This is a genomic window from Streptomyces sp. UNOB3_S3 (assembly GCF_020740895.1).
Lineage (GTDB): Bacteria > Actinomycetota > Actinomycetes > Streptomycetales > Streptomycetaceae > Streptomyces.
In genome coordinates, this window is sequence record NZ_JAILXP010000346.1 from 1 (window position 1) to 7,677 (window position 7,677).

The 7,677-nt window shown below is 73.1% G+C and carries 9 protein-coding genes and 2 pseudogenes; 2 read left to right on the top strand and 9 right to left on the bottom strand.

Features of this window, described 5'->3' with window-relative positions; translation table 11 throughout:
• The 8 genes and pseudogenes from K6I33_RS28210 to K6I33_RS28245 form a co-directional block, all read right to left on the bottom strand.
• A pseudogene (locus K6I33_RS28210) lies at window positions 1–348 on the bottom strand (alkaline shock response membrane anchor protein AmaP); the annotation flags it as partial.
• Window positions 349–358: 10 nt separating this feature from the next.
• Window positions 359–976 carry a DUF6286 domain-containing protein gene (locus K6I33_RS28215; RefSeq protein WP_229357365.1) on the bottom strand — a complete coding sequence of 206 codons (618 nt, stop codon included), beginning with the start codon at window positions 974–976 and terminating at the stop codon, window positions 359–361.
• Window positions 973–1,329, bottom strand: a complete 357-nt coding sequence (locus K6I33_RS28220) for an Asp23/Gls24 family envelope stress response protein (protein ID WP_229357366.1) — start codon at window positions 1,327–1,329, stop codon at window positions 973–975. Before K6I33_RS28220 ends, K6I33_RS28215 begins: the two co-directional genes overlap by 4 nt.
• A 3-nt stretch (window positions 1,330–1,332) precedes the next feature.
• The gene (locus tag K6I33_RS28225) at window positions 1,333–1,533 is read right to left on the bottom strand and encodes a hypothetical protein (RefSeq protein WP_229357367.1); all 201 of its coding nucleotides are present in this window, start codon (window positions 1,531–1,533) and stop codon (window positions 1,333–1,335) included.
• A 10-nt stretch (window positions 1,534–1,543) separates the two neighbouring features.
• A complete protein-coding gene (locus tag K6I33_RS28230) occupies window positions 1,544–2,020 on the bottom strand; it encodes an Asp23/Gls24 family envelope stress response protein (RefSeq protein ID WP_229357368.1) in 477 nt (158 codons plus the stop codon).
• Window positions 2,021–2,142: 122 nt separating this feature from the next.
• Window positions 2,143–2,934, bottom strand: coding sequence for an enoyl-CoA hydratase/isomerase family protein (locus K6I33_RS28235; protein WP_229357369.1), 792 nt, complete (start codon window positions 2,932–2,934; stop codon window positions 2,143–2,145).
• A gap of 116 nt (window positions 2,935–3,050) precedes the next feature.
• Window positions 3,051–3,272: a helix-turn-helix domain-containing protein gene (locus K6I33_RS28240; protein ID WP_066977790.1), complete on the bottom strand. Its 222-nt coding sequence runs from the start codon at window positions 3,270–3,272 to the stop codon at window positions 3,051–3,053.
• Window positions 3,273–3,639: 367 nt separating this feature from the next.
• Window positions 3,640–5,238 (bottom strand): ABC-F family ATP-binding cassette domain-containing protein, encoded by a 1,599-nt coding sequence (locus tag K6I33_RS28245; RefSeq protein ID WP_229357370.1) that lies wholly within the window; start codon window positions 5,236–5,238, stop codon window positions 3,640–3,642.
• A gap of 238 nt (window positions 5,239–5,476) precedes the next feature.
• Between K6I33_RS28245 and K6I33_RS28250 the strand changes: the two genes are divergently transcribed.
• Together K6I33_RS28250 and K6I33_RS28255 are read left to right on the top strand one after the other, a co-directional pair.
• The gene (locus tag K6I33_RS28250; RefSeq protein ID WP_229357371.1) at window positions 5,477–6,367 is read left to right on the top strand and encodes a neutral zinc metallopeptidase; all 891 of its coding nucleotides are present in this window, start codon (window positions 5,477–5,479) and stop codon (window positions 6,365–6,367) included.
• A 35-nt stretch (window positions 6,368–6,402) separates the two neighbouring features.
• On the top strand, window positions 6,403–6,831 hold the full coding sequence (locus K6I33_RS28255) for a VOC family protein (protein ID WP_229357372.1): 429 nt from the start codon (window positions 6,403–6,405) through the stop codon (window positions 6,829–6,831).
• Between the two features lie 90 nt (window positions 6,832–6,921).
• On the opposite strand, the pseudogene K6I33_RS28260 reads toward K6I33_RS28255, so the two are convergent.
• Window positions 6,922–7,677 (bottom strand): annotated as a pseudogene (locus K6I33_RS28260) (hypothetical protein); the annotation flags it as partial.

Genomic DNA, 7,677 nt, shown 5'->3' on the forward strand with positions numbered 1-7,677 from the left:
CCCCCGCACCGACGCCACCTCCCCGCCGCCGCTGTGGACGACCACCTCGCGCAGCCGGCGCCGGCGGGCCTGGACGGACAGCCACCACGCGGCCAGCAGGACGACGACGGCCAGGGCCGCGACGACCACCGGCCACCACCACCCCCGGCCGCGCCACCTCCGCAGCTCCGCGGCGGGCAGCAGCACATCGTCCGGGCCGTCGAACGGCCACGCCGACGGCAGCCCGAACCCCCAGCGGCGCGGCAGGTCCAGCGCGCCGATCAGCACCGCGGCGCCGAGCACCACCAGCAGCGCTCCGGCCAGCCCGATCAGCAGCCGGTTGACGGTCCTCAGCACGGCGACAACCACCCCACCCCGTTCACCTCTTCGCCGGGCGCCGTACGTGCACGGACAGGGACGGCTCCCGGGCGAGCCCCAACTCCCGCACACCCTCGGCCAGTACGGTGTTCACATCGGTCCGCACCTCGTCCAGGTCCCGGAAGTGGGAGCGGGCCCGGGCCCGGACCACACGCCGGCCGACGTCGACCCGGACGGCCTGGACGCCGGGGACCTCCATCAGCCGGTCGCGCAGCACCAGGGCCGCCGCCCCGCGTTCCAGCCCGGCCCGTACCCCGTCGTCGCCCGTGCCGTCGGCGCGGCGCATCGGCAGCACTCCGCGCAGGCCCGGGGTGACGGCGAGGACGATCAGCCAGCAGCCGGCGAGCACGGCCGCCACGGCGCCGGCGATCACCAGTCCGTCGCCGAGGTGACGGGTCGCCAGCTCCTGGGCGAGGCGGCGGCGCCAGGCCATGGCGGGGCGGCCGGCGCGGACGGCGGTGACGTCGTAGAGGAAGAACCCGGCGGCGGCCAGGACCACGGCCGCGAGCAGCGCGGCGGGCAGCCGGCGCGCGGACCGGAAGCGGGGGACGGGGCCGCCCTCGACGGCCCGGGGCGCCCCCTCCCCGGCCGGCTTCTCCAGTGACACGGGACCGCTCATCGCACCCGCACCCCCGACAGCCGGCCGGTGTGCGCGGAGTGCAGCCGCTCGACCGTGATGATCACCTCGGGCACCTCCATGCCCGTCAGTTCCCCGACCCGTTCGGCGATCCGCTCGCGCACGGCGCGGCAGCGGGCGCCGATGTCGGCGGGGTAGTCCAGCTCGATCAGGACCCGCACCCGGGCGGAGCCGTCGTGGACGACGACGGAGGCGCGCGGGGGCTCGTGCTCCTCGGGAGGGGCCGTGGCGCCGAGCGCCTCCAGGGCCGCCCGGGAGGCGATCTTCGCTACGACACGGTCGGCGATCCGGGTGGCGCCGCGCTCGGCGGGCACCACCGCGCGTCCTCCCCGCACGCCCTACCTCCCGTGCCGGTCGCGGTCGCGCGGACGCAGCAGCCGTGAGAACTCGCCCGGCTCCAGATCGCCGTCGAGGAACCGCCCGCCCACGAACCCCACCGCGCCCAGCGCCGCGACCAGCAGAAAGGCGCCGAACCCCCCGAAGTAGCCGGCGAAACCGAGAGCCATGCCGGCGATCATGCCGGCCACGGCCATGCTCATGGCGCGCTCCTCACTGGAGCCTGGGCTCCGGCTCTTCCTCGGCCTCGTCCGGCAGCTTGACGTCGGTCACGGCGATGTTGACCTCGACGACCTCCAGGCCCGTCATCCGCTCCACCGCCGTGATGACGTTTTCCCGCACGGCGCGGGCGACATCCGCGATGGCGAAGCCGTAATCCACGACGATCTCCAGATCGAGGGCCGTCTGGACCTCGCCGACCTCCGCCTTCACCCCCCGGGCGACGGACCGCCCGCCCGGCACCCGGTCGCGCACGGCCCCCAAAGTGCGGGACAGCCCGCTGCCCAGGGCGTGGACGCCGACGACGTCGCGGGCCGCGAGCCCGGCGATCTTCTCCACGACGCCGTCGGCGATGGTGGTGCGGCCCCGCTCGGCGGCGGGGACGGGCTCCTTGCCGGAGCCGGGGTGCCGGCCCGGGGCCGGGCCGGACCGCTGACCGGTCTGGTGGGGCTGACTCGATGTGTCGGTCATCGGCGTTCGCCTCTCTTCCCGTCCCTGCCACCATAGGCGGGCTCGCCGCGCCCCGCTGGGGCGATCCGGGGAAGTCCGGGCCGGCGCCGGTCAGCGGGACGGAGCGCGCGAGGCGCGCGCCGTCACTCCCCGAGGCCCGCGAGGTCGCGCAGCCGGCGCGCCTGCGCCGCGCGCTCCGCGACGCGCTGCTCCTCGTACGTACGGCCCTGGGCACCGCGCAGCAGCGCCTTGGTCTCGACGACCGCGTCACGCGGCGCCGCCAGCAGGGCCGCGGTGAGGTCGGCGGTGGCGGCGGAGAGCTCCGCGAGGGGGACGACCGCGTTGGCCAGGCCGATGCGCTCGGCCTCGGCGGCGTGGACGAAACGGCCCGTGGCGCAGATCTCCAGCGCCCGGGCGTAGCCCACCAGCGACACCAGCGGATGGGTGCCGGTGAGGTCGGGCACCAGCCCCAGGCTGGTCTCGCGCATGGCGAACTGCGCGTCGTCGGCACAGACGCGCAGGTCGCAGGCGAGGGCGAGCTGGAAGCCCGCGCCGATGGCATGGCCCTGGACGGCGGCTATCGAGACGATGTCGGTCCGTCGCCACCAGGTGAACGCCTCCTGGTACGCGGCGATCTCGGCGTCCAGCGCCTCGTCGCTGCCGCGTGCCAGGTCCAGGAAGGACGGCTCGCCGTCGAAGCCCTCGGGCGTGAACGCCTGCCGGTCGAGGCCGGCGGAGAAGGACTTGCCCTCGCCCCGGAGCACCACGACCCGCACGGTGCCCGGCAGCCGCCGTCCCGCCTCGGTCAGCGCCCGCCAGAGCGCGGGCGACTGAGCGTTGCGCTTGGCGGGGTTGGTGAGGGTGACGGTGGCCACCGTGTCATCGACGGTGAGCCGTACGCCGTCCTGGTCGAGCAAGGTGTCGCTGGCGGTCATGGGGGCCTCCGTATTGCCCGCAGTCATGTTGGTTGACTGCACAGTAACCACCCGGACGGCCGGTCGGCCGACCGGGTGGGACTGTCCTGACCGCTGTTCTCACAAGGTGCGCGGCGTCAGACCGAGGCGGCCTTCTTGCCGCGCGTCGCTCCACCGCGGCCCCGCAGGACCACGCCGGATTCGGTGAGCATCCGGTGGACGAAGCCATAGGAGCGACCGGTCTCTTCGGCCAGCGCCCTGATGCTCGCACCGGAGTCGTACTTCTTCTTCAGGTCTGCCGCGAGCTTCTCGCGCGCGGCGCCGGTCACCCGGCTGCCCTTCTTCAGAGTCTCGGCCACCCGTGCCTCCTCATGGGAGATGCGCCTCTTGTCTCTCATGATCACCCCTAGGCGGCCTCCTGGCCACCCATTCGGCAAGGTCCATAAGAAGTCCAAGGGAACGGACGTCCGTGTTTTCCGGTCGCGACAGGCCCTGGAGCAGGCAATTCCACATGATCCGCGTCGTACGGCCGTACGGGTGGCGGGGCGAAGCGGCAGGTCAGACAGGGCTCCGTGATGCGCGGCGCGAACGGCGCCCCGCATCCCGCACAGCGCGTGCGCCGGAGCGACGGACGGTGGCGGGGTACGAGCCGCCCTCACACAGATGGTGGATCACGCCTCGGCCGAATGATCGGGACCGCACTGATCAAGAGCGGCCCCGGTCCGGTCAGGCGAGCGCGACGAGGTCCGCGTAGTCCGGGCCCCACAGGTCCTCGACGCCGTCCGGGAGCAGGATGATCCGCTCCGGCTCCAGGGCGTCCACGGCGCCCTCGTCGTGCGTCACCAGCACCACGGCGCCCTTGTAGGTGCGCAGCGCGCCGAGGATCTCCTCGCGGCTGGCCGGGTCGAGGTTGTTGGTGGGCTCGTCGAGGAGGAGGACGTTGGCGGAGGAGACGACGAGCGTGGCCAGCGCCAGCCGGGTCTTCTCACCGCCGGAGAGCACGCCCGCGGGCTTGTCGACGTCGTCGCCGGAGAACAGGAAGGAGCCCAGTACCTTGCGCACCTCGACGAGGTCGAGGTCGGGCGCGGAGGAGCGCATGTTCTCCAGGACCGTGCGGTCCGGGTCCAGCGTCTCGTGCTCCTGGGCGTAGTAGCCCAGCTTGAGGCCGTGACCGGGGGTGACGGCGCCCGTGTCGGGCTTCTCGGCGCCCGCGAGCAGCCGCAGCAGGGTGGTCTTGCCGGCGCCGTTGAGGCCGAGGATGACGACGCGGGAGCCCTTGTCGATGGCCAGGTCGACGTCGGTGAAGATCTCCAGCGAGCCGTAGGACTTGGACAGGCCCTCGGCGGTGAGCGGGGTCTTGCCACAGGGCGCGGGCTCGGGGAAGCGGAGCTTGGCGACCTTGTCGGAGACGCGCACCGCCTCCAGGCCCGAGAGCAGCTTCTCGGCGCGCTTGGCCATGTTCTGCGCGGCGACGGTCTTGGTGGCCTTGGCGCGCATCTTGTCGGCCTGCGAATTGAGCGCGGCGGCCTTCTTCTCGGCGTTCTGGCGCTCGCGCTTGCGGCGCTTCTCGTCGGCCTCGCGCTGCTGCTGGTAGAGCTTCCAGCCCATGTTGTAGACGTCGATCTGCGAACGGTTCGCGTCGAGGTAGAAGACCTTGTTGACGACCGTCTCGACGAGGTCGACATCGTGGGAGATCACGATGAAGCCGCCGCGGTAGGTCCTGAGGTAGTCCCGCAGCCAGATGATGGAGTCCGCGTCGAGGTGGTTGGTGGGCTCGTCCAGGAGCAGGGTGTCGGCGTCCGAGAAGAGGATCCGGGCCAGCTCGACCCGGCGGCGCTGACCACCGGAGAGGGTGTGCAGCGGCTGGGTGAGGATGCGGTCGGGCAGACCGAGGCTGGCGGCGATGGTCGCGGCCTCCGCCTCGGCGGCGTAACCGCCCTTGGTCAGGAACTCCGTCTCCAGGCGCTCGTACTTCTTCATCGCCTTCTCGCGGGTGGCGCCCTTGCCGTTCGCCATCCGGTCCTCGTTCTCCCGCATCTTGCGCAGGACGAGGTCGAGGCCGCGCGCGGAGAGGATGCGGTCGCGGGCGAGCACGTCCAGATCGCCGGTGCGGGGGTCCTGCGGCAGATAGCCGACCTCGCCGGAGCGGGAGATGGTGCCCGCGGCGGGGATGCCCTCACCGGCGAGGCACTTGGTGAGGGTGGTCTTGCCGGCGCCGTTGCGGCCGACCAGGCCGACACGGTCGCCCTTGGCGATGCGGAACGAGGCGGACTCGATGAGGACGCGTGCGCCGGCGCGCAGCTCGATGCCGGATGCGGTGATCACGAGGGGTTCTACTCCCGGGCAGTGATGGACGGCGGAAGGACGGACTGGGTCGCGATGACGCCGTCTAATGCACGAGGAGGAATGCCATGCGGACCAGTCTAACGGGGGCGCGCAAACCGATTGCCGGGGTCGCCCGCCACGCCGGACGCACCGGAGAGCGCGCGGCCGGGGCGATTCGCCGATACTCGGGGTGGACAGCCCTTACCGGTGAGCGGTGGAGCCGAGAGGCGGTGGGCACGTGCAGTTCGACGACGACGCCGACCTGGACACTTCCCAGGTGCAGGACCAGCGGGGCGGCGGCATCCCCGGCGGTGGGCTGACCATCGGCGGCGGCATCGTGGGGCTGATCGCGCTGGCCCTGGGGCTCTTCTTCGGCATCGGCCCGAACGAGCTGGGGCTGAGCTCCCAGGGGCCGGGCCCCGCGGCGTCGCCCAGCACGGACCAGCAGGTCTCCCGGACCTGCCGTACCGGCAAGGACGCCAACACCCGCCAGGACTGCCGGATCGTCGCGATCGTCAACAGCGCCCAGTCGTTCTGGAGCCAGGAGCTCGCCCGCCGCTCCATGACGTACACCCCCGCCTCGACGGTCCTCTTCACCGGCCGGACGAACACCGCCTGCGGGGCCGCCACCTCGGCGGTCGGCCCGTTCTACTGCCCCGGCGACCGCAAGGTCTACCTGGACCTGGGCTTCTTCGACGAGCTGAAGTCCAAGTTCGGCGCGAGCGGCGGCCCCTTCGCCCAGGCCTATGTCGTCGCCCACGAGTACGGGCACCACATCCAGAACCTCCAGGGCACGCTCTCCCGCGCCCAGGACCGGCTCACCGGGGCCGGCAGCAACTCGGTCAAGGTCGAGCTCCAGGCCGACTGCTACGCCGGGGTCTGGGCCAGGCACGCGACGACCACCCCGGACAAGTCCACCGGCCGGCCGCTGATCAAACAGCTGACCAAGGCCGACATCGACGACGGGCTCTCCGCGGCGGCCGCGGTGGGCGACGACCGCATCCAGGAGAAGTTCCAGGGGCGGGTCACGCCGGAGAGCTGGACCCACGGCTCGGCGGCCCAGCGCCAGCAGTGGTTCACCACCGGCTACACCACGGGCGACATGGCCCGCTGCGACACGTTCCGCTGACCTTTCCCGACGACCTTTTCCGAGGAGGGACCGCCATGGCAGATACAGGCACCGCGACGCCGGCCATCAGCCCGGCGCTGCTCTACCGCGACGCGAAGGCGGCGATCCGCCTGCTCACGGAGGCCTTCGGCTTCGTCCAGAGCGCCCTCTACGAGAGCGAGGACGGCACCGTCCTGCACGCCGAGCTCGTCTACGGCAACGGCATCGTGATGATCGGGACCAAGGGCCGGGGCGGGGTCTTCGACGAGGCCATGGCGGGCGGCGGGCCCTCCGGCGTCTACGTCGTCGTCGAGGACACCGACGCCCACCACCGCCGGGCCGTCGAGCACGGCGCGGAGATCCTGATGCCCCCGACGGACCAGGAGTACGGCTCCCGGGACTACATGGCCCGGGACGCCGAGGGCAACGTCTGGAGCTTCGGCACGTACGCCCCGAAGGGAGAATTCAGCCCTTCCGGCGTTTGAGGAGCGGGGGTCCGGGGACGGAGCCCCCGGGAAACTGGGGGCACCTCCCAGCGGTAGCTGGGGGAGAAAGGGCGGGACCGGGGCCCCTCCCTACGCACCCCCCGTGTGCACCTGGAAAGCAGCCCTGCGCACCGCCTTGGCCAAGGCCGGATCCGGATGCGCGGCGGCCAGCGCGACCAGCACCTGCACCGTCCGTGGGTGCCCCACGGCCCGTACCTCCTCCAGCAGCCCCGGCACGGTCCCCTGCACGGCCGAGTCCAGATGCCGCACCAGCAGCCGCCCCTCCCCGTGGTCCGCGACCGCGGCCGCCGTGTCCACCCACAGCCAGGTCGCCTCCTCCCGGCTGAGCACCTCGGCGGCCTCCTCCGGGTCGTGCCCCTCGTGCTCGGCGAGCCACAGCAGGGCGTACGGGCGCAGCACCGGCTCCTCGGCCGCCGTGCGGACCGCCGGCTCGGCGGGGGCGCCCACCGCGCGCAGGGCCTCGAAGGCCTGGCCGCGCACCATCGCGTCGTCGCCCCGGGCCGCGTCCAGCAGCTCCGTGACGGCACTGCGGACGGGCCGGGCGGCGAGCCAGGCGCGGTACTCGGCGCGGGCGGGGCCCGGGGTGAGGTCGGCGCAGCCGCGCAGCATGGCCTCGGCGGACAGCTCGATGTTCCCGGCGGGGCTCTGGGCGGCCACGCAGATCTGCTCCAGCTTGACCCACACCGCCCAGTTCCCGAGCGGTGTGAGCAGGGCCTCGGCGCGGGGGCCGGTGCCGCCGCGCATGACCAGCGCGCCGACCGAGGCGAGCCCTTCGAGGGCCCAGTCCAGCAGCCCCGGCAGCGGGTCGCCGACGGGGGGCGCGGG

Coding starts and splice junctions, on each gene's coding strand:
- K6I33_RS28215 (WP_229357365.1), bottom strand. CDS start 976: ATGAGCGGTCCCGTGTCACTGGAGAAGCCGGCCGGGGAGGGGGCGCCC.
- K6I33_RS28225 (WP_229357367.1), bottom strand. CDS start 1,533: ATGAGCATGGCCGTGGCCGGCATGATCGCCGGCATGGCTCTCGGTTTC.
- K6I33_RS28230 (WP_229357368.1), bottom strand. CDS start 2,020: ATGACCGACACATCGAGTCAGCCCCACCAGACCGGTCAGCGGTCCGGC.
- K6I33_RS28235 (WP_229357369.1), bottom strand. CDS start 2,934: ATGACCGCCAGCGACACCTTGCTCGACCAGGACGGCGTACGGCTCACC.
- K6I33_RS28255 (WP_229357372.1), top strand. CDS start 6,403: ATGGCAGATACAGGCACCGCGACGCCGGCCATCAGCCCGGCGCTGCTC.